21 protein-coding genes are annotated in these 23,129 nt (G+C 68.1%); 11 read left to right on the top strand and 10 right to left on the bottom strand.

Going from position 1 to position 23,129, the window contains the following annotated elements:
* The 3 genes from SLP03_RS28840 to SLP03_RS28830 all read right to left on the bottom strand — a co-directional run.
* A partial coding sequence (locus SLP03_RS28840) for a beta-propeller domain-containing protein (protein WP_319463802.1) occupies positions 1–549 on the bottom strand: 549 nt, incomplete at its 3' end.
* 198 nt (positions 550–747) lie between these two features.
* A complete protein-coding gene (locus SLP03_RS28835; protein ID WP_319463801.1) occupies positions 748–999 on the bottom strand; it encodes a hypothetical protein in 252 nt (83 codons plus the stop codon).
* The gene (locus SLP03_RS28830) at positions 996–1,289 is read right to left on the bottom strand and encodes a DivIVA domain-containing protein (RefSeq protein WP_319463800.1); all 294 of its coding nucleotides are present in this window, start codon (positions 1,287–1,289) and stop codon (positions 996–998) included. Before SLP03_RS28830 ends, SLP03_RS28835 begins: the two co-directional genes overlap by 4 nt.
* A gap of 324 nt (positions 1,290–1,613) precedes the next feature.
* On the opposite strand from SLP03_RS28830, the gene SLP03_RS28825 reads away from it, so the two are divergent.
* From SLP03_RS28825 to SLP03_RS28815, 3 genes are all read left to right on the top strand, one after another.
* Positions 1,614–2,504, top strand: coding sequence for a helix-turn-helix transcriptional regulator (locus SLP03_RS28825; RefSeq protein WP_319463799.1), 891 nt, complete (start codon positions 1,614–1,616; stop codon positions 2,502–2,504).
* On the top strand, positions 2,497–2,718 hold the full coding sequence (locus tag SLP03_RS28820; protein ID WP_319463798.1) for a DUF397 domain-containing protein: 222 nt from the start codon (positions 2,497–2,499) through the stop codon (positions 2,716–2,718). The genes SLP03_RS28825 and SLP03_RS28820 overlap by 8 nt, the downstream gene beginning before the upstream one ends.
* Positions 2,719–2,971: 253 nt before the next feature.
* Positions 2,972–3,844 carry a hypothetical protein gene (locus SLP03_RS28815; protein WP_319463797.1) on the top strand — a complete coding sequence of 291 codons (873 nt, stop codon included), beginning with the start codon at positions 2,972–2,974 and terminating at the stop codon, positions 3,842–3,844.
* A gap of 203 nt (positions 3,845–4,047) precedes the next feature.
* On the opposite strand, the gene SLP03_RS28810 is transcribed toward SLP03_RS28815, so the two are convergent.
* From SLP03_RS28810 to SLP03_RS28780, 7 genes are all read right to left on the bottom strand, one after another.
* On the bottom strand, positions 4,048–4,725 hold the full coding sequence (locus SLP03_RS28810; protein ID WP_319463796.1) for a DUF4145 domain-containing protein: 678 nt from the start codon (positions 4,723–4,725) through the stop codon (positions 4,048–4,050).
* Positions 4,726–4,831: 106 nt separating this feature from the next.
* On the bottom strand, positions 4,832–6,448 hold the full coding sequence (locus tag SLP03_RS28805) for a serine/threonine-protein kinase (protein ID WP_319463795.1): 1,617 nt from the start codon (positions 6,446–6,448) through the stop codon (positions 4,832–4,834).
* 45 nt (positions 6,449–6,493) lie between these two features.
* Positions 6,494–7,240, bottom strand: coding sequence for a hypothetical protein (locus SLP03_RS28800; RefSeq protein WP_319463794.1), 747 nt, complete (start codon positions 7,238–7,240; stop codon positions 6,494–6,496).
* A 202-nt stretch (positions 7,241–7,442) separates the two neighbouring features.
* A complete protein-coding gene (locus tag SLP03_RS28795; protein WP_319463793.1) occupies positions 7,443–10,499 on the bottom strand; it encodes a type I restriction endonuclease subunit R in 3,057 nt (1,018 codons plus the stop codon).
* Positions 10,496–11,701, bottom strand: a complete 1,206-nt coding sequence (locus SLP03_RS28790) for a restriction endonuclease subunit S (protein WP_319463792.1) — start codon at positions 11,699–11,701, stop codon at positions 10,496–10,498. Before SLP03_RS28790 ends, SLP03_RS28795 begins: the two co-directional genes overlap by 4 nt.
* Positions 11,698–13,659 (bottom strand): class I SAM-dependent DNA methyltransferase, encoded by a 1,962-nt coding sequence (locus SLP03_RS28785; RefSeq protein ID WP_319463791.1) that lies wholly within the window; start codon positions 13,657–13,659, stop codon positions 11,698–11,700. The genes SLP03_RS28790 and SLP03_RS28785 overlap by 4 nt, the downstream gene beginning before the upstream one ends.
* A gap of 118 nt (positions 13,660–13,777) precedes the next feature.
* Complete coding sequence (locus tag SLP03_RS28780) at positions 13,778–15,718, bottom strand: N-6 DNA methylase (RefSeq protein WP_319463790.1); 1,941 nt, start codon at positions 15,716–15,718, stop codon at positions 13,778–13,780.
* A 99-nt stretch (positions 15,719–15,817) separates the two neighbouring features.
* Between SLP03_RS28780 and SLP03_RS28775 the strand changes: the two genes are divergently transcribed.
* The 8 genes from SLP03_RS28775 (at position 15,818) to SLP03_RS28740 (ending at position 22,972) form a co-directional block, all read left to right on the top strand.
* Positions 15,818–16,348, top strand: coding sequence for a DUF4352 domain-containing protein (locus SLP03_RS28775; protein WP_319463789.1), 531 nt, complete (start codon positions 15,818–15,820; stop codon positions 16,346–16,348).
* 87 nt (positions 16,349–16,435) lie between these two features.
* Complete coding sequence (locus tag SLP03_RS28770; RefSeq protein WP_319463788.1) at positions 16,436–17,005, top strand: hypothetical protein; 570 nt, start codon at positions 16,436–16,438, stop codon at positions 17,003–17,005.
* A 158-nt stretch (positions 17,006–17,163) separates the two neighbouring features.
* On the top strand, positions 17,164–18,090 hold the full coding sequence (locus SLP03_RS28765; RefSeq protein ID WP_319463787.1) for a hypothetical protein: 927 nt from the start codon (positions 17,164–17,166) through the stop codon (positions 18,088–18,090).
* 52 nt (positions 18,091–18,142) lie between these two features.
* Positions 18,143–18,955: an RNase H family protein gene (locus tag SLP03_RS28760; RefSeq protein WP_319463786.1), complete on the top strand. Its 813-nt coding sequence runs from the start codon at positions 18,143–18,145 to the stop codon at positions 18,953–18,955.
* A gap of 132 nt (positions 18,956–19,087) precedes the next feature.
* Positions 19,088–21,523, top strand: a complete 2,436-nt coding sequence (locus SLP03_RS28755; RefSeq protein ID WP_319463785.1) for an AAA family ATPase — start codon at positions 19,088–19,090, stop codon at positions 21,521–21,523.
* Positions 21,520–21,924, top strand: coding sequence for a hypothetical protein (locus tag SLP03_RS28750; protein WP_319463784.1), 405 nt, complete (start codon positions 21,520–21,522; stop codon positions 21,922–21,924). Before SLP03_RS28755 ends, SLP03_RS28750 begins: the two co-directional genes overlap by 4 nt.
* Complete coding sequence (locus SLP03_RS28745) at positions 21,921–22,391, top strand: DUF4190 domain-containing protein (RefSeq protein ID WP_319463783.1); 471 nt, start codon at positions 21,921–21,923, stop codon at positions 22,389–22,391. Before SLP03_RS28750 ends, SLP03_RS28745 begins: the two co-directional genes overlap by 4 nt.
* 110 nt (positions 22,392–22,501) lie before the next feature.
* The gene (locus SLP03_RS28740) at positions 22,502–22,972 is read left to right on the top strand and encodes a hypothetical protein (protein WP_319463782.1); all 471 of its coding nucleotides are present in this window, start codon (positions 22,502–22,504) and stop codon (positions 22,970–22,972) included.
* Positions 22,973–23,129: the final 157 nt, after the last annotated feature.

Genomic DNA, 23,129 nt, shown 5'->3' with positions numbered 1-23,129 from the left:
CCACACCATTCTTGGTTTCAGGCACCGCGAGGGCACCAAGCGCAACCGGCGACGGCGAGCGACACCGCCGACCCGAGTTTCACCCACCTGTGGGTGGCCCCGCCAGGGGCCATGGTTTTCTTGGTTGACGGTGACGATCCGCTTGCCGTCGGTCTTGACCAGGTCCGGTTCGTCGACCCCGGCCTCGTGGGTGTTGGTGCCCGAGTAGCCGGGGCCGGCAGCCCCGGCCGCCGTGTCGCCCGGGGCTGCCGCGTTGGCCCCGGGCGCCGCATCCGCCCGCTTCGCTGCGGCGGGCGCCCCGGCGTTTTCCGCGCCGCCGAAGGTACGGATGTCCCCGTTCGGCCCGAACCCCCAGGGCCCGACGTACGCCTTGGCAGCGGTCTTGAGCTGCTGCAGCGCCTCCGCGCAGGAGTCGAACGCGACGAGCCGGAACGCGCCGGCCGGCACTCCCCGGTCACGTGGTGGCGCGGGGACCGGCTCCGCCGTACAGCCGGTGAGCAGGGCCAGGCTGGCGACCAGGGCCAGTCCCATGGCTCGGGCTGGAGTCATGACCCGGGGGATACCGGTGGCGGCCGTTGGCACGTGGACGCTGCTACCTGTCATGCCTCCTCCGACGTGTCTGCCTCGGGCTGGGTTCCCGGCCGAGGCAGACACCGCGTCGAGTGGTTAACCACAGCGTGGTGCAGCAAGGGTTTCTCCATCCCGCCGCCGGAGGCGCTCAACCCGCCCGGTACCGGCCGTACCGCTTTAGCGGCGCAGCCGCCGGGCGCAGGGGCCGTCGTGGTCGGCGCGGAGCAGGCAGCGCCGGCCGCCGGGCATCAGCAGGTCGCAGAAGACCCGATGGCGTACGTTCTGGTCGTCCTCGGCCGACACGGTGGTCTCCCCGGGGTCGGCGTGCGGCAGCATCCCGGTCCAGCGGGACACCACCCGGGCCAGGCGCTGCGCGGCGGGCAGGTCGGCCGCGGTCACCGGCAGGTGGATGACCCAGCGCTCGGTCACCGGCGCTCGCCGTTCGTCGCGCGGGCCTGGTCGGACTGCCAGCGGCGCAGCGCGTCCTTGATGACGGCGGTCTCCCGGCGGCTGGCGGCCAGGGCCGCGTAGACGGCGGCCAGCTCGCCGGCGACCCGGTCGAGGAAGGCGTACACGTCGTCGGGCTCAAGGCCGCGGCGTCCGAGCCCGGCCAGCTTGAAGCGGCGCTCGCGCACCTGCCACGGCAGCAGACTGGTGTACGCGCCGGAGCGGTAGGTCGCTGCGCTCCCCCGCGTCGTTCGCTGGTTGCGGAAGCTCATCCGCTGACCTGCCTCTCGTCGTGATTGGAAGGGGTGGGCCACCTGCCCTCCCCGCACGGGCGGACCCACCCCGCCCTGCCACCGCAGCTTCGATCAGCGGTACGGCACCAGGGCTGCTCAAGGGCTGTGCATGTCGATCCTGATTGCTACCGTCGGCGCCGCACCGAGCCGCGTCCTTGTACTCAGGATGTGACAGTGCGAAGTAGAAACACAACGTTCCACCGCAGAATTCTTGTCAGAAGTATTGACTTCTTTTACTGAAACCTGTACGTGTTGCAATGCGGCGTCACGCAGTGTTGCAGGACGGAATCAGGGAGTGCTCGGATGGCAGAGGACATCGGATCGACCGTGCCGCGCCGGCAGCTCGGCCGGCTGCTGCGCCAGTTCCGCACCGAAGCCGGCGTGACCTTGGACGCCGCCGCCGAGGCGCTCGAATACAGCCGGCAGAAGATCTGGCGCATCGAATGCGGCCTGGGCGCGGTCCGGGTGCTCGATGTCAAGGCGATGTGCGAGCTGTACAACGTGTCGGCGGAGATGACCGAGGCGATGAAGGGACTGGCCGCGGAGACGAAGTCGAAGGGCTGGTGGCACGCGTACGGGGACGCGGTGCCGAACTGGTTCGAGCTGTACGTCGGCCTGGAATCCGCCGCTGGCCATCTCCGGCAGTACGAGGAAACCTTGATCCCCGGTCTGCTCCAGACCCGCGAGTACGCCCTCGGGCTCGCTCGGCTCGACCGGCCATCCGCAAGCGAGGAGGAGCGGGAGCGGGCGGTTGAGGTGCGGTTGCAAAGGCAGAGCCTGCTAAGCCGACGCCTACCGAAACCGCCCCGGCTGGACGCGGTGCTGTCGGAGGCGGTGCTCCGTCGCACGGTTGGCAACCGTGGGGTCATGGTCGGTCAGCTCAGCCGCCTGATCGAAGCCGCCGAACTGCCGAACGTGTCGGTGCGCGTGCTGCCCTTTCCCGCCGGGCAGCACTCGGGTGCAGTCGCGGGCTCCTTTGTGATCCTGGACTTCCACGTGACGAAGGGCGGACGGGCCGAGCCGGAGCCGTCCGTCGCCTACAGCGAGTCGCTGACCGGCGCGCTGTACCTCGACAAGCCCGATGAGCTAGCGGCCTACCGGTCGGCATGGAAGAGCCTGGAGACGCTGGCCCTCGATGAGGCACAATCGACGGACATGATCAAGCGGATCATCGGGGAGCTGCGGCATGACTGACCTGACCGGCGCCGTCTGGCGCAAGAGCAGCCGCAGCGGCGGCAATGGAGGCAACTGCGTCGAGGTCGCCTCCAACATCCCCGGCATCGTCGCCGTACGCGACTCCAAAGACAGGTTCGAATCGGCCCTGATCTTCTCACCGGAAGTCTGGGATACCTTCATCAGGGCTGTAGCGGTTGACAAGATCAGCAACGCCCATGCATCAAACTTTTGAGACCATGACAAGAACAGAAGTAGACACAGAAGGAAGTCGAACCTTGGCCGGAGACCTGAGACGTCCACAGCTAAACAGCCTGGACAAGTTTCAACCGGGATTCGACTACACAGATTTCTCAACCTGGTATGACAAAGCAATAAGATCCCGGCTGGAGCCCGCACGGCAAACTTTTGTGCGCCTACTCAACGATCAACTCGACCGCGAGCTTTCCGACTTCGATCGCCACCGCATCCGCGTGTCAACGAGCCGCGTGAAGCGACCTCTGCGACTCTGGTCCAAAATGCAAAAGCCAAAATATGCAGGGAAGATTCGAAGGCTTGATGACATCGAGGAAGTAATTGACGACATAGTCGGTGTTAGAATTGTCTGCAACAACTTGAGCGACATCGGCTTCCTGCGCGAAATCCTAGAATCGCTCCCCAGCAGCGACAGTGAAAGCCAATACTCGATCGCCCTTGAGTCCGGCTCGCAGAAGACTTACGTTGACAGCCCAAAGCCCTCGGGATACCGCGCATATCACGCGAACTTGGTTACCATCGTTCCCGGATTGACCGAGTTGAACCGCGTACGAGGCGAGCTTCAAGTAAGAACACTTTTGCAAGACGGATGGGGTGAACTGACCCACGAAGACACGTACAAGCCCGGGGTGCCCCTTCCTCCTCTTGTAGAGAAACTAGCCAAACGCATGGCAGATCTCTTGGCCACCGTCGATGATCTCGCGCAAGATGTTCGCTACGAACTGGATCGCCTAGCACAAACGGTAGTAGACGAAGATCCAAGCGTATTGGATCTACCCAGTCAGAGGCCGGCAGACAACAATGAAGAACTGCTCGACAAGCCGATCTCCCCTTCCCTCTCGAAGGAGTTGGTTCTCGCCGAGGCGGCACGGATAGTAAGTGAACTTGAACGGCCAGCCCCGCTAGCCTCCATTGCCGCGCAGCTTCGGGCAGTCTTTGGAGCAGCCCCACTTCGCACATGGATGGGCTATCCAAACTTCAAGAGCCTACTTGTCGACGCCGCCCCCGATATACAGATCGTCAACATTGGCCCTGGATATGTAATTCCCAGAGGAGCCACCCCTTCTCTCGATTGGCCCGCCGTACTGAGAGATGTTCTTCCCTGAGTCAACGGGTCGGCCCCAAGGATCTTCAGCTTCGAGCTCAGGGATCAATGCCGTCACCGAAGGTTCTCGCACCTTAATTCCTAGGAAACGCAACGATAGTCGTTGCATCGACCCCCGCGACACTTCATGCTCACCACCGATGATGAGTAAGGCGGCGAGCAAACATAAGCTTCGCAGACAATCCGAACGCTCCGGTGCTACCCTCAATTTGGTGCTGCCGATTTTCTCGACGTCGGGCTTTTAATAGTCCTCCGTCGATTGATCGACTTGACTCTCCGCGCCAGGCTCTTTGAGCGATCATTATAGATGAGCTTCAACGCGTGCTCGAGGAGCTCCAGTCCATCTATTACCGCCTCTGCAGACAAGCCAACGTCGTGGCTCGCATCGTTCCCGATCCACTTGACAGCTTCTAGAAATTGGGCCGCCTCATCATTCTTATCACGAAATAAACGGATCCTCGCATGGGCACTCAGCCTCCCCTTCCTCCCGTGGGTAAAACGACGGATCTTCTGGGCTGTCAGCAGTTCCTCGACAGCGATGCGAATTCGGTTACCGGCCGCACTCGGATCAACGAACAGGAGGCCAGCCGCCTCCCCAATCCGGTCCGCCACCGTCGTTGGGCAACCGTCAGGAAGTTCGATAACCGGCGGCGGGGGGAGTATGTGCCGGAGTTTCAATATTTCGTAGTAGTGATAATCATCATTCATTGCAGCGGTGCCGCCGACCTTCATATCCCCTCCTACGACCGCAGTTTCTCTACAGTGGGATACGAAACAACGCAGCACTCCATGGAAGTAGCCGAAGACGAAGTCCGGCTCCCAATTGTCATGGCCCCGATATGAGTGCGATTGTGCGCTCTCAATCGTCTTTAGATCCTCCACCAGAAGGTCTCCGCCGCACTTGCCGCACGGCACTCGCGGCCATCGGTCAGCCGGGAACCATCCTGAAAGAGTTCGAAGCTCGGAGAAATGCGATGAAGGCACAGACCTACCTGCCTTTACTTGACGAGTTCGAGTTCGAGTTCGGGTTCACCTGCGATTCGATGACAGCCAAGCGCTTCAGAAGCGCTCCAATCTCGTCAGCGTGCAATGCAACCCTCGGTCCCTGCACCTGCTGCACTTCGACCAAAAGCTTCTTGAGTTCCCTCCGAGCCCCTATCAGGTCTCCTGCGGCGGCTGTGAGCATTGCAACCTGTTGGCGCAGGGCAATAATCTCGTCAGAGTCGGCCGGCACGACGCCGCATCGTTCAGCGAGAAGTGACCGAAGTTCGGCGAGCGCCACGGATGCATCGCCGAGCTCGGCCTGGCACATCGCCAGCTGCTGCCGGCACTGCCAGATCAGCTCCTGATCGGGGACCGGGCGTGCGACGAGGTCGGGGATGAGTCGTTGGAACTCCGGCAGGGCCTGCCGGAACGCGCCGGCTAGGACGTACAGGTTGGCCAGGTTGAGCCGCAGCTCCAGGATCCTCGGCTGCTTGGCGCCGTGTCCCTTCCTGACCGGACGCAGTGCCGTTTCGAGCAGTTCGGCGGCCTGGGTGAATCGCTCCTCCTCGGCGAGTTCCCAGGCGCGCTCCTCCACCTCGGTCAGCTCGTTGAGAGACAGCGGCGCGGCGATCTCCGGGGCAACACGCGGCCGGACGATGTCCACCCTGGTGGGTGCCGGCGGGGTGCGAGGCGGCAGCGGACCGAACGGGTACCGGTGCGGCATGGTCGGGTCGACCGTCTGCCCGTCGGCGACGGTCATCGCGAGGTCACCGGCCAGGTCCGGGGCGACCGCGCCCAGCGGCGCCAGGATCGCGTACACCTCGACGGCGGAGCCGGGACGGTCCTGCGGGTCCTTGGCGAGCAGCCGCGCGACGAGCTGCACCAGGTCCTGGGGCACTCCTGCCCGATGATCGCTCAATGACGGGACCGGGTCACTCATGTGGCGGTGCAGCAGGCCGAGTGCGCTGTCGGCGCGGTACGGCGGGTCGCCGGTCAGCAGCTCGAACAGGACGCAGCCCAGGGCGTAGAGATCCGCCCGTGGCCCGACCGCACTGTTGAGCGCCTGCTCGGGGGCCATGTACGTGGGCGTGCCGAGCGTGTGGCTGGTGGCCGTCAGGCGGGGTACGTCCGGGCCGAGCAGGGCGGCCACGCCGAAGTCGAGGACCTTGACCGAACCGGTCGGGGTGACCATGAGGTTCTGCGGCTTGAGGTCGCGGTGTACCAGGGAGGCGGCGTGCGCGACGGCCAGGACAGAGCAGATCTGCGCCCCGATCGCTGCGGCCCAGGGCACGGCGAGCCAGCCGCGCTCGGCGATCAGGTCGGCGAGCACGATGCCCGGCACGAGCTGCATGACAATGTAGATATCGTCACCGTGGTAGCCGACATCGTGAACGCTCGGCACGCCCGGGTGGTCAAGTCGAGCGGTGACGCGGGCCTCGCGCATGAAGCGTTCGACCGCGTTCTCCCGCTCGCCCTCGGGGATGGTGAGCTTGCGGAGGAACTTGATGGCGACGGGCCGGTCGAGCTTCTCGTCGAAGCCGGCCCACACCTCCCCCATGCCGCCGTGGCCGAGCGGGTACGTCAGCTCGTACCGGTCGGCGACCCGTTCCTGCGCGCGCATCAAGCCCTCACCCTGAGTCGCAATCAGTTGCAGATGTCGATGCTGCTAGTACTTGCCACCGTACAAGTCGTTCAGTCCCCGATAGGCGTCGAGCACCGCGGTCGTCTCGTCGGCGAGCTGCTCGCTCGCGGCCGACGGGCCGGACATGAGGTCGACAGAGAGCTCGGCGAGCACCTTCTCGGTGCGTTGCAGGGTGTCGTCCAGTTCGCGATCCCTGATGAACGCCTCCCCGGACTCGGCCGCGGCCGTCAGGTGGGCGCCGAGTTTCGTGAGGTCACCGTTGACCTCCTTCCACAGCGCATCGGCCTGCTGCTGCTGGTGCGCGAAGTCGCGTTGCGACCGGCTGGACTCGCCGGAGACATGGTCCTCGTGGCGCCGCAGCTCGTCGCGCACCGCCCGGATCTCCTGCTTGCGGGCCAGGTTCTTCGCGCCGTCCCACAGGGCTTGCGCCAACAGTTCACCTGCCTCGTTCGGATCCACGAGTTCGTCCAGCGCGGGCAGCGTCCGGCCTACCCGCTCCGCCAAGCCGACCAGCGCCCGGAAGGACCGCTGCTCCTGCGGCGTGGTCAGCACGCGGTGGATCTCGGGGAAGCCCCTGAGATCCGGCGTCTTCACTCTGCCTGGCCGCTCGGCCATGAACGAGCCGACGATGGCCACGACTCCGAGCACGAGCGCACCGCTCACGATGGCCCCGGCGTACGGTAGGCCGCCCACCATGCAGAGGCCACCGGCGACCACCGCGATGAGCATGATCTGCTTGGCGGCCCGGCCACTCACCGCGTCCGAGGTCATCGGAGCTTCCGGGCTGACGTCGGCAACACTGCCCCACCGGTGCACGCGAGCGCGACCGCTCACGTTCACCGGGCTAAGCGCGACCGCGGTGGTCTGTGCGTCACTCGCGATCCACACGTGGAACGACTGCTCTGACGAGTCCAAGGGGATGGATCGCCTTTCCTGATGAGGTGCGGCCGACGGATTCACTGCGGCTGTTCGCTCAGGCAATGCCCTTGCGGCGGCGGATCATCTGGTACGCCTGCCGGCGCGCGAACTGGTTGAGCTGCGAGCGCAGGCTGTCGTCGTCGAGGTAGCGCTGCATCAGCTTGCCGTTGTCGTCGTGCCGGGACAGGATCACGTCCTCGATCCGCTTGTCGCAGACCACGCCGAAGTTGCTCTCGTCGTTGACCATGGCGGCGGCTTCCAGGGTGCCGTCCTCGGCCAGGGCGACGATCTGCTGCTCGACCCAGACCTTGTCGGCCTCGCCCAGCCCGATGCCGAACTTGTCGTTGAACACGTCGATCAGCTCGGACAGCGCGACCTTGTCCAGTTCGTGCTGCTTGCCCGCTCCCCCGCCGACGAAGCCGGGCAGCATCTGCTCGCCCTCGGGCGACAGCGACGCGTCGTGCTCGCCCGTCTGGCTGACCCGCAGGTGGGTCAGCTCGACATCGCCGATGTCGACGGACGGGTCCTGCCGGCGGGGCAGTCGGTTGAGCAGCGCCCGCCCGTACAGGTAGAGCCGTTCCAGGTCCTCGTCGTGGTAGGGCACAACCTGGCTGAGGAACGCGTACATCCGGGTGTAGTCGCGCAGCGCGGACCGGAAGATGTCCGCGGCCTCGGGGTCGTCGGCGGCCAGGGCGTTGAAGCGCTGGACGGCCGGCTCGGTGAAGCGGTAGAGGGCGGCGTGCGCCCGCTGGAGGGCGGTGTCGCTGGTGGCCTTCTGCTCGGCGGCGAGCAGCGCGTCGGCGTATGCCTGCATCTCCGAGTCGACCAGCACCGGGTAGCCCGTCACCGCGTTCTGCGCGGTGTAGAGCAGGTTCGGGTCAGTGGGGGTGGTGGCGGCGGTTTCGAAGTACGGCTTGAACTGCTCGGCGATGTCGCCGGCCTCGTTGACAAAGTCGAGGACGAAGACGTCGCCCTGGGCCTTGAGGGGATGTGTGCGGTTGAGCCGGGACAGGGTCTGCACTGCGGCGACGTTCTTGAGCAGCTTGTCGACGTACATCGTGGTGAGCAGCGGCTGGTCGAAGCCGGTCTGGTACTTCTCGGCCACGACCAGGATCTTGTACTCGGTGTCCTGCTTGGCCTTCGGCGTGCCGGCGTACCTGTCGTCGGCGGCGGTGTAGGCGAACTTCTCGGGCAGCTCGCCCTCGCTGAACCCGTTGCTCCGCGCCTCGGTGTGCTCGACGCCGTCGACCTCCAGGTCACCGGAGAAGGCGACCAGGGAGTCGCAGCCGACGTAGCCCTGCATCTCGACGTACTTGTTGATGGCGGTGTGCAGGCGGACGGCCCCCTCGCGGGAGCCGGTGACCACCAGGGCCTTCGCGCGACCGCCCAGGCGCGGCACGGTGTGCTTGCGGAAGTGCTCGACAATGATCTCGGCCTTCTGAGCCTGCATGGTGGGGTGCAGACTGGCGAAGCGAGCGAGCTGGGCGCCGGCCTTCTTCGGGTCGACCTCGGGGTCGTTGGGGTTGGCGTTGGCCAGCTTCCAGTACGACTTGTAGGTCACGTAGTTGCGCAGCACGTCGAGGATGAAGCCCTCGTCGATGGCCTGCCGCATCGAGTACGTGTGGAACGGCTGCGGGTTGCCGGTGACGGGGTGCGGGGTGCCGAAGAGTTCGAGGGTCTTCGGCTTCGGCGTGGCGGTGAACGCGAAGTACGACAGCGTCTCGTGCCGGCCACGGGCCAGGGCCGACGCGGTCAGCAGGTCACCCGACTCGTCCACGTCGTCGCTGCCGAGCTTCAGCAACACCTTCTTCAGCGCGGTGGCCGAGTCGCCAGACTGCGACGAGTGCGCCTCGTCGACGATGACCGCGAACCGCTTACCGCGGAGTCCCTGCACCTGGTTGAGGATGTAGGGGAACTTCTGCATGGTGGTGATGACGACCTTGGCGGTCTCGCCCTGGAGCGCGGCGGCGAGCTGGGCGGAGTCCTTGTCGATCCGCTGCACCACACCCGGCACGTGCTCGAACTGGAAGACAGTGTCCTGAAGCTGCCTGTCCAGCACCACGCGGTCGGTGATGATGATGACCTTGTCGAAGACCGGCTCGTTGGGGCGCAGCCCCTTGGCCCGGGCGTCCTCGTCGAGGGTGGGCGCGGTGTGCAGGCTGGAGAGCCGGTGCGCCAGCCAGGCGATGGTGTTCGACTTGCCCGACCCGGCCGAGTGCATGACCAGGTAGTTGTGGCCGGAGCCGTTGCGGGCAGCGTGGTCGGCGAGGTTCGTCACCGCGTGCCACTGGTGGTAGCGCGGGAAGATCAGCGCCTTAGACTCCTTGTCGGTGTGCAGGAATCTCCGGACCAGGTCCATCCAGGTGTCCGGGTGCCACATCTGCTCCCAGAGGTAGGAGCTGCGATAGCCCGACGCGCCCGCCGGCGGGTTGCCGCCGCCGCCGGAGACGCCCGGTCCGTCCGATCCGGTGTTGAAGGGCAGGAAGCGGGTCTTGTCGCCCGCGAGCTTCGTCGTGACAAAGACCAGGTCGGGATCCACGGCGAAGTGCACGAGGGTCCGCCGCGCGAAGAGCAGTTCCTTCGGGTCGCGGGTCCCGCGGTACTGCTTCTTGGCGTCCTCGACGGTCTGGCCGGTGAGCGGGTTCTTCAGCTCGGCCGTAGCGAGGGGGATGCCGTTGACGAAGAGCGCCAGGTCGAGGGTGTTGTTGTTCTGGGTCGAGTAGGCGAGTTGGCGGGTGACGGTGAGGCGGTTGGTGCGGTAGAGCTTGAGCGCGTCGTCGGTGATGGCGTGGGCAGGCTTGAAGTAGGCAAGGCGGATAAGGACGCCCTTGTCCTTGATGCCACGGCGGAGGACGTCCAGAGGGCCGCGCTCGTCGATCTGCTTGGCGAGGTGCTGGGCGAAATGCCGCTGCGCCTCGTTCGACTTGCTGCCGTGGTAGGCAAGCAATTTGTCCCACGCGGTCTGCTGAGTTGCCCCGATGAAGGCGAACAGCTCGGCAGTGTCCAACCCAAGTTGCCGGTTGTAGTTGCTGGCTGCCCCGCGCAGCCACCCCGAATCGAGCAGTACACCCTCGATCGCCGCCTCGAACGACTGCTCCTGCTGGGCGCTCACGCCTCCGCCCCCCGTGCAGTCGAGATATCGACGCCTCCGTTGACGGCAGCCGAGATCACAGCATGCTTGCGCTCCTGAAGAAGTTCCTGTTGACGACGAAGAGCGGCGAGGGTCTTCTGCGCCGCCACCAACCCCTCGTCAAGCTTCTGCGCCAAGGCCGCCTGTTCGCGTCCGACAGGTATCCGGACCGCTTGGGAAAGATATCCCGCAGAGTCCAGATTTTGTATTCCCGTGGTCTGCTTGATGAATGGATTGTTCCTGCGCGCCTTGTAGAGAGAGGCCATAAGTAGGGCGAGGTACCTAGGATCGTGGTGCCGATCGGGTCGCAGAACAGAAACGAAGTTGGAGCAGACCGCCGGGGTCGATCCCTGGTAGCTGACGGCAAAGCCTACGGGGCTATTCTCACCGCCCCCGGATTTCTCGAGAAGCACGTCACCGTTCCTGAGCACTCGACTGACGTATTGAGCACGTGGGACGCTACGGAGCGTGCTGGCTCCGCTTTTGACCCTCAGCGCTAGGCGGTCAAAATCGGCGACCCGCACGCAGAGGACATCCTCACCCCCTCCTGAAGCCTCGTCCCCCCAAATACCGTTCCGCTCGAATTCGAACAGATGCTTAATTCTTGTAGCTTGCCAACTCGACGGCGCGTCGCTAGGCAGCAGGGTTCGCACAAGCCATGCGTCATAGCGCTCGCGCACGAGCGCAAGTTGCTTCTGCCGACCCTGGTAAATCAAGGACATCCTCTGTGTCTCGGCGTCCAGGAAATCCGCTATTCGTCGCTGCTCCTGCAGATCCGGAAGCCGAATTTCGATTCGTCGCAGATCGTCCTGAGTGAGCTTGTCTCGGGTGGAGCCCGTGATATAGCGCGCGTAGTCCACGACGTTCAGCGAGTACGTCAAGAACCTGGGGTCCACACCTCGCGGCCGCAGGACGTGAATGTGATTATTCACCCACACTGGCCGGTCAACGAGGAAGGCGACATCACGACCCCGTTCGAAGAATGGCGCGCCATCCTCGCCGAGCAGCACGAGAGTCTCATCGAATAGATGCTTGTTTACATAATCCACGACCCCGTTTGCGCCCCAGTAAGGAACGGGACCCTGGATCTCTGCCCGCTGCTCAGCGTTCAGGGGAATCCTACGTCCATCCAAACAGGTTGTGAGGTGGCGGAGAGCGACACGCTCAGACTTATCGTCGCTCACTTCGAGACCGTCCCCAGGAGCCGCTGGATTTCCGCTTCCACTGCTTCAATCTCGGCATCGATCTCGGCCAAAAGCCGAGGCGGATGGTAGACGTAGAAGTGGCGGGTGAAGGGGATTTCGTACCCGATCTTGGTCTTCGTCTCGTCGATCCAAGCGTCGGGTACGTGCGGTAGCACGTCGCGCTTCAGGTACTCGTAAATGTCCTCGTCGAGCGGCACGTTCTCGTTGTCGCGCAGATCAGCGTCCGGCAGCGCCTTGCCCTTGCGGTCGGTCTGCGCCTCCCCTTCCGGGTCGCTGAACGAGAATGCCTCCCACACCGCCTTCTCCACTGGCGCGGGCAGCTTGCCGAGCCCGTTCAACTTCATCGCGAACTCAGCCCGCGTCGCAGCCGCCGAGCCGATCAGCGACTTTGCCGCCGCCAACAGGGGCTCACGGTCGGCGTACTTGAGGACCGCCCGCGCCTCCGCGAGCAGGACGACCGTCTCCTCGGTGACCTCGAAGCGCAGCCGCAACGGGCGCTCGACCGTGATCCGCTGGTAGCCGAAGTCGGTGGTTTTGAAGAGCTTCACCTTGCCGTGCTGCGGATGCTCCCGGTGATCCGCGATCGACAGCGCGTCCACGTATGCCCGGGTCAGCTCGGCGATGTGCTGGTCGGTGAGCATCTTGCGCTTGTCGCCGAGGCTCTTGCGCATTTTGGTCCAGTAGTCTCGGCCGTCGAGCAGCACAACCTTCCGGCGGCGGGCCGGCTCCTTCCGGTTGGTGAGGATCCAGAAGTACGTGGAGATGCCGGTGTTGTAGAAGAGCTGGTCGGGCAGCGCGACGATGCCCTCCAGGAGGTCGTTCTCCAGGATCCAGCGGCGGACCTCCGACTCCCCCGACCCGGCCGCGCCAGTAAAGAGTGGCGAGCCGTTGAAGACGATCGCGAGGCGGCTGCCGCCGTCTTCGGGGCGCTTCATCTTCGAGATCATGTGCTGGAGGAAGAGCAGCGAGCCGTCGTTGATCCGGGGCAGGCCCGCACCGAAACGGCCGGCGTGGCCGCGGGCGGCCTCGGCCTTGATGTAGTTCTCGACTTTCTTCCACTCCACGCCGAACGGCGGGTTGGCAAGCATGTAGTCGAAGCGCTCGGCATCGTGGCCGTCCTGGCTGAACGAGTTGCCGTAGGCGATCTTCGTCGGGTCGCCGCCCTTGAGCATCATGTCCGACCGGCAGATCGCGTACGTCTCGCCGTTGAGTTCCTGCCCGTACACCTCGACGGTGGCGTGCGGATTGTGCTCCTGGATGTGGTCTTGGGCCTCGCTAAGCATGCCGCCCGTCCCGCAGGCCGGGTCGTAGATCTTGCGGACGATGCCAGGGGTAACGAGGTCGTCCTCGTCCGGGGCGAGCAGCAGGTTGACCATCAGCTTGATGACCTCGCGCGGGGTGAAGTGCTCACCGGCGGTCTCGTTGCTGATTTCGGAGAAGCGGCGGATCAGCTCCTCGAAGACGTAGCCCATCTGGTGGTTGGAGACCACGTCAGGGTGCAGGTCGATGTCGGCGAACTTCGCGACCACCTGGTAGAGCAGCCCGGCCTCGGCGAGTCGGCTGATCTGGGTGTCGAAGCCGTACTTCTCCAGCACGTCGACTGCGCCGGGCGAGAAGCCACCGATGCAGGCGCGCAGGTTGAGCGCGACGTGGTCCTGGTCGCCGAGCAGCTTGCGGAAGGACATCTCGCTGGTGTTGTAGAACGGCAGGCCGGCGGTCTTGCGCAGCACCGGGTCCATGTTCTGGATCCCCAGCTCCTTGAGCTGGGCGTGCCGGGCGAGCACCGCGTCCTTCGTCGGCTCCAGCACGCAGTCGAGTCGGCGCAACACGGTCAGCGGCAGGATCACCCGGCCGTACTCGGACTGCTTGTAGTCGCCGCGGAGCAGGTCGGCCACCGACCAGATGAAGTTCGCGAGCTCTTGGTGCTTGGTACTCACCAGGTTCCTTTCGATTGCCTTAAGTCAAGGATTATGGCCGGTCGCCTGCATCGTTGTAGTCCCCCACCCGGCGCAGATGGAGGTCTGATCCGTCAGTAGGCACCGGCTCCTGAGGTCCTTACTTCGCCGGTCGCTTGCGGGTTGACCGCTGATCAGGATGAAGTGAGCCGCGTGCCAGGCCATCAGCGGTGAGCCGGACGAGATCAGCGCCCAGCGCTGCCGCCTGTCGGATTGCCGACTCAAAGGCGTCCAGCCGCCGGAACGCCTCCCCGTGCGCCCGCTGCTCCTCCAGCGGCAACCGCCGCACCTGCGCCCGCCGGATGTCGAACCGCAACGTCCCCGACAGGCTCGACGCCTGCTTCTCATTGGCCGAGGTGCGCAGCTGCCCGGCGAGGAACCAGGAGTCGAGCGCGGCCGGGTTGGGTCGCAACAGGTAGAGATTGCGCCCGAGCAGTGCCCCCTCGGTGGTGACCACCCGGGCGGTGAGCGTCCGGGCGATCATCGGCACCACCACGTCCCCGACAGCCAGGGGGATCTCCTGGCCGAGCTTGCCGTCGTCCCGCCCGGAGGCGTCCTCGCCGTTCAGCACGTCCTGCACGGTGAGCACGGGCGGTCCGTCACCGGAGGTCGCGTCGCCGTCGGAGGGGGCGGTCCGGATCGGGCCGAGGAGCTGCAGCGCTCCGGTGCGGGCCAGTTCGCCGACCGACAGCGTGAGCGCGGCAGCCCCGTCGGGCGCGGGGGTGACCTGCGGCATCAGCGCCGGCAGGTCGCCGACGATGGCGGCGAGCCGCTCTCTTGTGCGTACCAGATGCTCGCCGCTCCGCTCGCCCCCGACGGCGGGTTGCCGGCGGGCGGGGGTGAGGTCGACCTCCTCGTCGAGCAGCTCGATGACCGGTACCGCGCGGGCGAAGCCGATCTCCTCGATCTCGGCATCGGGTGCGGCGGTGAAGGCCCGCCAGGTGGTGAGCACCCGCGCGGACAGCTCGGCGAGGTCGCCGTCAGCGGCGTCGATCAGCAGCGCCCGCGCCGGTGGCGGCGCGTCGGCCGCGGGCCGCCGCAACACCCACAAATGCAGCGGTACGCCGTGCGACGCGGCCACCCCGGGCGGAAGCGCGACGACGGCGCGCAGCGCGCCGCGACGCAGCAGTTCGGCGCGGATCCGCCGGCCGGCGCGGCGGCCGGCGGCCGTGGGCGGCATGAGCAGGACGGCGTGCCCGCCGGGACGCAGGTGGGCCAGGGCGTGCTGCACCCAGGCCAGCTCCGGTTCGGTACGCGGGGGCAGGCCGTATTCCCAGCGCGGGTCGTAGCCGAGCTCCTCGTGGCCCCAGGTGGTGATTCCGAACGGCGGGTGGCAGAGCACCGCATCGACGGTGCGTCCGGGGAACGCGTCGGCGCGCAGCGAGTCGCCGGGGCGGACCTCGCCGGGCACGTCCCGCAGGGCGAGCCAGAGTCCGGCGAGCCGGGCGAGGGACTCGTCGAGTTCCTGCCCGTACGCGGAGGTGCAGCCGGCGCGGACGGCGGCCCGGAGGGTGGCGCCGGAGCCGGCGGCCGGGTCGAGGACGGCGCCGCCGCCGACGTCGGCGAGCCCGACCATCAGGTCGGCCAGGTCGTCGGGGGTGGCCCAGGGCCGGCCGGGGCCGGGGGCGGAGAAGCGCTGCCACAGCTGGTCGAAGGCGGCCTGCGGGCCGAGGGCATCGGCGAGGGCGTCGATCTCGGGGAGCAGGTCGGCCAGGCGTCGGTCGACCTGCCGGCGTGAGGGGCGTTCGCCGCGTTGCCGGGCAAGCAACAGGGCGCCGACGGCGGCGAGGGCGTCGGCGGCGGTGTCGGTGGTCGGGGCGAGGTGCCGCCAGAGCCGGTCGACGGGTGAGAGCTCGGGGAGCTTGCCCTGGCCGTGGAGCCACTGCTCGACCTGGGTCAGGTCGAACTCTGGGCTGGCCGGGGTCCCGCCGACCGGGGCGGGGAAGTCGGGGTGCCGTTTGCGCCAGTTGCTGACTGCGGCGCGGCCGACCCCGGCGAGCCGGGCGATCTCCGCTGCCGTGATGGTCGGTGTCTCTTGCACCTCCGAAGTGTGTCACACCTGTCAAGCATCATGCTTGTTGACACGGTTCACAGATGATGCTCTCATTGACCCCGCCACGTTCACAGCAGGAGGAAAGCGATGCGCAAGACCACCACCCTCGCCCTGATCGCCACCGCCCTCGTCGCCCTGGGCTGCGGCTCCGGCGCCACCGACGACGCCACCAGCAAGGCCGACGCCGGCGGCGCCAAGGGCGAGGACAAGCCGGCGAAGACCGCGAAGATCGGCCAGCCCGCCCGGGACGGGAAGTTCGAGTTCACGGTGAAGTCGTCGAAGTGCGGCGTCGCGAAGGTCGGCACCTCGATGCTCGGCGACAAGGCCCAGGGCCAGTTCTGCCTGATCACGATCAACGTCAAAAACATCGGCAAGGAGCCGCAGACCCTCGACGGCAGCAGCCAGAAGGCCTACACCGCCAACGGCACCGAGTACTCCTCCGACACCGAGGCCGGCCTCTACGCCAACAAGGAGCAGAGCACCTTCTTCGAGGAGATCAACCCCGGCAACCAGGTGACCGGCGTGTTCGTCTTCGACATCCCGAAGAACGTGAAGCTCACCAAGCTCGAACTCCACGACTCGGCGTTCTCCGGCGGCGTGACCGTCTCCCTCGCCTGATCCACCGCTCGGCCCGGGGCGGGCGTCACCGCCCGCCCCGCTCCCCCGGGCACAACGCCACCGCCTCAGTTCACAGAGGAGACCGTCATGACGGACCCGACCACTCCGGTGCCGCCCGGCCAGCCCGCCGAGCACTCCGCCGCTTCGATTCAACTCATGCCGCCGGCCGAGGCCGCACACCTCGGCGATGCGGCCGAGCCGGACAGGGTCGAGCACCGGCCCGCCCCTGCCCTGAACGGTCGCGCCATCCTCCTGATCGCGGCCGGCGCTCTGGCGGCGCTACTGGTGGCCGGCACTGGACTCTTCCTGGCCCTCTCCGAGAAGAGCCCCGTCCCGTCACCCCTCGTCGAGAGGAAGTCGCCGTTCGTGCTGGCCAAGGAGAAGTGTGGTAGCACCACCTTCGGCAGCGACGTCGAGCTGGGCGACGAGGGAAGAACCCTGACCCTGCACGGAGACGGCAAGGAGAGCAGCGGCCTCAGCTTCGACAAGCTGGAGTGCTACTGGGCGGAGCTGAAGATGCCCGACTCGGTCAAGGAGGAGGCCCTGGCAACCCGCGCTCTCGACGGCCGGCAGAGCGGGGACTGGGCCGACATCCACGCATCCTGGAGCTACCACCCGGACAGCGGTATGCAGATGGTCTTCACCCTCTCCGATTGATCTGGCCCCGTCGGATCCCCCGCAGCCGGATGACGGCCGATCCGTTGACGGCATCAGCTCCACAGCGTCCTGGCAGGTGATCGCTCCCCCACCTCGTTCAGACCCCGGGCGGGTCGACGTCACGTCGACCCGCGGACACCACGCGCCTGGAGGCGACGATGACCTTCCTCCACCACTACTCGGCCCACGTGCATCTCGCGAAGCGCATTCCCTGGGCCGGCCCTGGTCTGCTCCCCCGCCGACCGGTCGCCCTCATGCTCGCCGCAGCTCTGACGACCGTCACCCTGACCGGCTGCGGGGGCGACGGCAGGACCGTCAGTAGCGCGCCCACCCCGTCGGTAAGCCCGTCGGCCTCGGCGAGCCCGTCCCCGACGACGAGCCCGACGCCGCCCGCCGACCGGGACGGCGACGGCATCGCCGACAGCAGTGACACCTACCCCGACGACCCGAAGAACATCCCGCAGCAGTCGCCGGTCAACCTGCAGTGCGAGACCAGCAACGACTCGGGTGGCTCGCTCTTCACCGTCTTTGGCAGCAAGGATGGCCGACCCGACTTCGCAGAGGTCTGGGCGGCCAAGGCCAGCTCCTGCGAGGTCGTGGGCAGCCTGGACATCGTCACGGCCGTTGAGAAGCAGGCGTACAAGATCTCCAAGTACGACGACCAGGACATCTCGATGCTGTACGAGATCTGCGCCGCGGTCGACCCGGAGGACGTCTATGCCGAAGCCGGCTTCGCCGCGAGCAGCGAGCAGATCCCCGAGATCAACGGGGCGCTGACCCTCTGCCCCGCACATCCGTACGCCAAGCGCTGGCGGCAGGCGGTGCAGCGGGGCAAGGTCGACGCCGACCTGGAGGCGCAGGGCAGGCTCTTCGGCTCCGGCACCTACCGCGTCGGCAAGGAGATCAAGCCGGGCACCTACGTCACCACCGACGTCGAGGGCTGCTACTGGGAGCGCCAGAACCGCTCCGGGAACATCATCGACAATTACTTCACCAGCGGCGCCCGCCGGGTGCAGGCCACCATCCGCTCCTCCGACTACGCCTTCCACTCGGAGAACTGCGGCGAGTGGCGCCCCGCTCGCTGACGCCGTTTCTCCGGCCAGCCTCATGCCCGACAACAAGACGTCAGGAGGCGTCGTGCGTCCCGATGAGTTCCTCCACGCCCTGGACCTGCTCCCCGCTCCCCTGCACGACCGCGCCCTCGCCCTCCGCGGCTACGTCATGCCCCGGCGCTGCGAGACCTGCCAGGCCGTCGGTGACGCGGTCCGGGTAGCCCTGACCGCCGCCCGCTACGACGAGCTCGGCCCGGCGGCGCAGCTGCTCGACACCGCCGAGCAGCTCGCCACCCGGCACCACCTCGCCTGCCGGCCGGAGCACCAGCCGGGCCGCGGCCAGGTCCGCCGCTGGGCGGAGACGTCCGCGCCGCTGATCGCCGCGACCGACGCCAGCTGGAAGGGGCGCGCCGGCGGCATCGGGTACGTCGCCAGCGACGGCCGCTATGGCCTGCGCAGCCGTCGCCCGGGCCGCGTCGACCCGACCGGGTGCTCCCGGGTGCTGGTCAGCGAGCTGCGGGCGGTCGAGTTCCTGTTGACCGCGTACGACACCCCGCCGGGCGGCATGACGGTGCTGGTGGACAGCCTTCCGGCGCTGAACTACCTGCATCGCTGGCAGGGCGGCGAGTCCGGGGTGATGCCCGCCGGCTATGACCTGCGCCCTCGTCACGCGGGCAGGAAGCCCACGCTGGTCCGTCTCGCCGAGCTGGTCTCCGAGCGCCCGGACCTGACGTTCGCGCACGTCAAGGCGCACGCCCACCACGCCCTGAACGAGGCGGCCGACAGCCTGGCGCACATGGCGCGCCGCCGGGTCGAGGAGCCGTTCGACGTACGCCCCCGGGCGCACGACCTGGTCGAGGCGTTCCTGCGCGAATGGCATGTTGCGCTGCCGGTCTGAACGCCGATCCATTAACGACAGCAAATTCACCGCGTCGCCGCCCCACCACCGCCAGCGAACCGGCACCAGTCGGAACCGTCGGCCCCGCACGCCCTTCCCGAACCCGCATCAGCACCCGCCGGAGGTCGCCTGATGAACCGCACCGAACCACTGATCGAGCTGATCTTCGACCGGCTCGCCGCCGACCGCGTACCCGATGACACCGGCGACGTGGTCCTCGCCGCGCTCAGCGACGAGGCCGACCTGGACGCGGCACTCGCCGGCGAGCCGACCGCGCTGGAGCCGCAACTCCCGGCGGCGGACCAGCCGCGGGAGCGGATCTGGCTCTCGTCGGTCACCGTCGCCGGCTTCCGCGGCGTCGGCCCGGAGCGCACCCTCGCCATCGAACCCGGTCCGGGCCTGACCGTGGTGGTCGGCCGCAACGGCTCCGGAAAGTCCAGCTTCGCTGAGGCGGTGGAGCTGACCCTGACCGGAGACAGCGCCCGCTGGGCCGACCGCAACAGCGTCTGGCGTACCGGGTGGCGCAACCTGCACGCCGGCGACCCGTGTCGGATCGCCGTCGAGCTGCGGGTCGACGGGGTCGCCACGCCGACCCGGGTGGTCCGCTCCTGGCCGTCCGGGGCGGAGCTGGGCGAGGCCGAGGTGACCGTCACCAGCGCGCGCGGCACCCACAAGGATCTCGCCGAGCTGGGGCTGGCCCGGCCGCTGGAGCTGTACCGGCCGTTCCTCACCGCCGCCGAACTGGGCCGGCTCACCGCCGGCACGCAGAGCCAGCTCTTCGACGCGATCTCCGCGATCCTCGGCCTGGAGGCGATAACCGACGCCGACCGCCGGCTGATGGCCGCCGCGCGCCCCATCGACGCCGCCATCAAGGAGGTACGCGCACAGCGCACCGCCCTCGCCGCCACGCTGGCCGAGGTACCCGACGACCGGGCGCGCCGGGCGGCGGCGCTGCTCGCCGCGACCCGTCCCGATCTGGCGGCGCTGGCCGCGATCCTCGACGAGCCGGAAGAGCCGACCGCGGACGAGGCCGTGCTGCTCTGCCGGCGGCTGATGGCGATGCAGCTGCCCGACGCCGACGAGGTGGCCGGCCTCGCGGGGCAGCTTCGCGAAGCCGCCGCCGCGGCGCGCCGACACGACGGCGGGCGCTCACGGGCGTCGCTGCGCAGCGCCGAGCTGCTCCGGCTCGCCATCGAACACCACGACGACCGGGGTGACGGGCCGTGCCCGGTCTGCGCGACGGGCAGCCTCGACGGCGACTGGCGGACCAGCGCCGCCGCGTCCCTGGCGGAGCTGCGCGACCGTACGCTCGCGGCCCAGGCCGCCGCCGCGCGACTGACGGCGGTGCTGCAGCGGGCGCACTACCTGGTCGACGACCTGGACGTGCCCGAGGGCCGAGCCGCCGGGGTGCCGGTCGACGGGCTGCAGGCGGCCGCGGCGGCGCTGCGGCTGGCGCCGGGCGGACCGGAGGAACTGGCCGAGCATCTGACCGCACGGTACCCGGCGGTGCTCGCGGCCGCGCAGGCCGCGCAGGCGTACGCGAAGGGTCTGCTCCGCCAGCGCGACACCGGCTGGCAGGCGGCGGCCGGCGAGCTGCGGAGCTGGGTCGCGGCGGCCGGGAAGCTGCCGGAACGGGAGCGCGCCCTCGCCCGGTTGAAGGCCGCGCGGGCCTGGCTGAAGGCGACCGGGGCGGAGCTGCGCAACCAGCGGGTGACACCGTTCGCGGAGCACTCGCAGCGGATCTGGGCGCAGCTGCGCCAGGAGAGCAACGTCGAGCTCGGGGCGATGACCCTGGAGGGGGCGAACACCCGGCGGCGGGTGGTGATTCCGGTCAGCGTCGACGGCACCGACAACGGCACCGCACTCGGCGTGATGAGTCAGGGCGAGATGCACGCCCTCGGGCTGGCGACGTTCCTGCCGCGCGGCTGCGCGCCGGAGAGCCCGTTCCGGTTCATCGTGGTCGACGACCCGGTGCAGAGCATGGACCCGTCGAAGGTCGACGGGCTGGCGCGGGTCTTCGCCGAACTGGCCGAGCAGCGGCAGGTGGTCGTCTTCACCCACGACACCCGGCTGCCGGAGGCGGTGGAAAGGCTGAACCTGGGCCAGGCCCGGATCGTCGAGGTGACCCGCGCCGAGCGGTCGGTGGTGACGCTGCGGCCGGGCTCCGACCCGGTGACCCGCTACCTGGACGACGCGTACGCGCTGTCCCGCAACGAGGAGATCCCCGCCGAGGTGCGCGGTCCGGTGGTCGCGGAACTGTGCCGCTCGGCGATCGAGGCGGCCTGCCACCGGGTCGTGTGGCGGCAGCGGGTGGCCCGCGGGGTGCCGCACGTCGACATCGAGGCGGCGATCGTGGAGGCGTGCCGGCGGCTGACCACCACGGTCGCGTTGGCGCTCTTCGACGACGCCGAACGGGGCGGTGACGTGCTCGGGTATCTGAGTCGCCGGCACGGGTCGCGGGCGGTGGGCGCGTACAAGGCGTGCAAGGAGGGCGTGCACGGGGCGTACCTGGCGGACCTGCCCGGCCTGGTCGCGGACGCCCGCCACCTCACGGCGGTCCTGCGGTGACCCCGCCGACGCCCCGGCGCTGCCTGGCGGCGGCCGACCAGCTGCTGCGCGGCGCCGGCCCGCTCGGCGGGGCCGCGGTGACCGCCGGCTGGTGGCCGCGGGCGTGCGCCTGCCTGATCCGGCTCGCGCTCGAGGGCGGCATCGACGCCTACTGGCGGCGGGTCAAGCCGACGGTTGCCGCCTGCCGGCAGGGCCGGGCGAAGCAGCTGATGCTGCGCGGCCGGCTCGGACCCGGCGCCGGCGTCGCCCGCCGCGTCGCCTTCACGTGGGCGACCCTGTCGGCCGCCGCCCACCACCACTGCTACGAGCTGGCGCCGACGGCCGCCGAGCTGCGTCGCCTGCACACCGAGGTGAGCATCCTGCTCACCCAACTCGACCGGAGAACGGAACCCGAACGATGACCTACCCGCAGCCCGGCACCGACCCCACCCGCCCGCAGCCGCCGGTCTCCGGCGTCCCGAGGCTGTACGCGCCGGTGTCCGCCGTTCCCGGGCCGTACCCGCCGGTGTCCGGCCTTCCCGGCCCATACCCGCCGATCTCGACTGTGCCCTACCAGCCCGGAGGCTACCTGCCGGCGGTGCAGCGGATCGCCGTGCAGCCGCCGCTCACGTCCGGCATGGCGACGGCGTCGCTGGTGCTCGGGATCCTCGGCGTGCTCGGCGGCTGGTGCCTGTTCGGGCTGCCCTGCATCCTGGCCGTCATCCTCGGCCACATCGCCCTCGCGGAAACCCGGGACGGCACGAGGTCGGGGCACGGCATGGCCGTCGCCGGCCTCGTCCTGGGCTACGTCTTCGTCGGCCCGATGATCGCCTTCACGGTCATGGTCTTCTTCGGCAGCGTCGTGGGCGCGGCCACCCCGACGCCCTGAGCCGCGCGAACCAACAGACAACACCGGCCTCCACCGCGGCCGGCCAAGAGGCGCCCACGAGGCGCCGGAACGAGAGGTATGGCATGTCCCAGGAGAATCACGGTCGCGCAGTGCGGTCGGTTGAGCTGTCCCGCGAGGACAACGGCTGCGTCGTCACGGCACGGTGGCACGCCGACACCGGATCGACCGAGATCACCGGGCCGGACGAAGTCGTCATCCGGGTCGCCGAGGACGCGGCGCCCGAGATCCGGGACCGTGGCGTCACGTCGGAGGTCCTGCACCGGATCGCCCGGCAGGTCGACGACATGGTGGCCGAGTTCCACGAGCTGCCGAGCGTCGGGGCGTACCAGGTGATGGTGCGGCGCTACGTCGAAGGACGGCTCGCTGAGCTCGCGCAGGCACGAGGTGCGGAGGCCGACGGCTTCGAGTCCGACCTGCTCGCCGTCTTCGATGACGTGGCCGGTCGCGGGAACCCCGACCCGCTCCGGGTCCTCGCCGCGGCGACGGGCAGGTCGCGCGAAGACCTCGACCACCTCCTCGACGCGGCCCGCCGGCGGCATGCCCACCCCGATCGAGAATGAAAGGGTGTGCAACTGTTGGCTGATTAACTAAGCGAACCTGTGTGGTACTTTCTTGATCATGTCGTTGCTGCGCCTGGGTCCGGCCGCTGAGTACATCGGTGTCCATCCTGTGACCCTTCGCAGGTGGGCGGATGAGGGACGGGTTGCGGTGACGTGG

This window comes from Micromonospora sp. RTP1Z1 (assembly GCF_033804685.1).
Classification (GTDB): domain Bacteria; phylum Actinomycetota; class Actinomycetes; order Mycobacteriales; family Micromonosporaceae; genus Micromonospora.
Note: the sequence above shows the minus strand (reverse complement) of the source record. Positions and strands in the feature narration are given on the sequence as shown.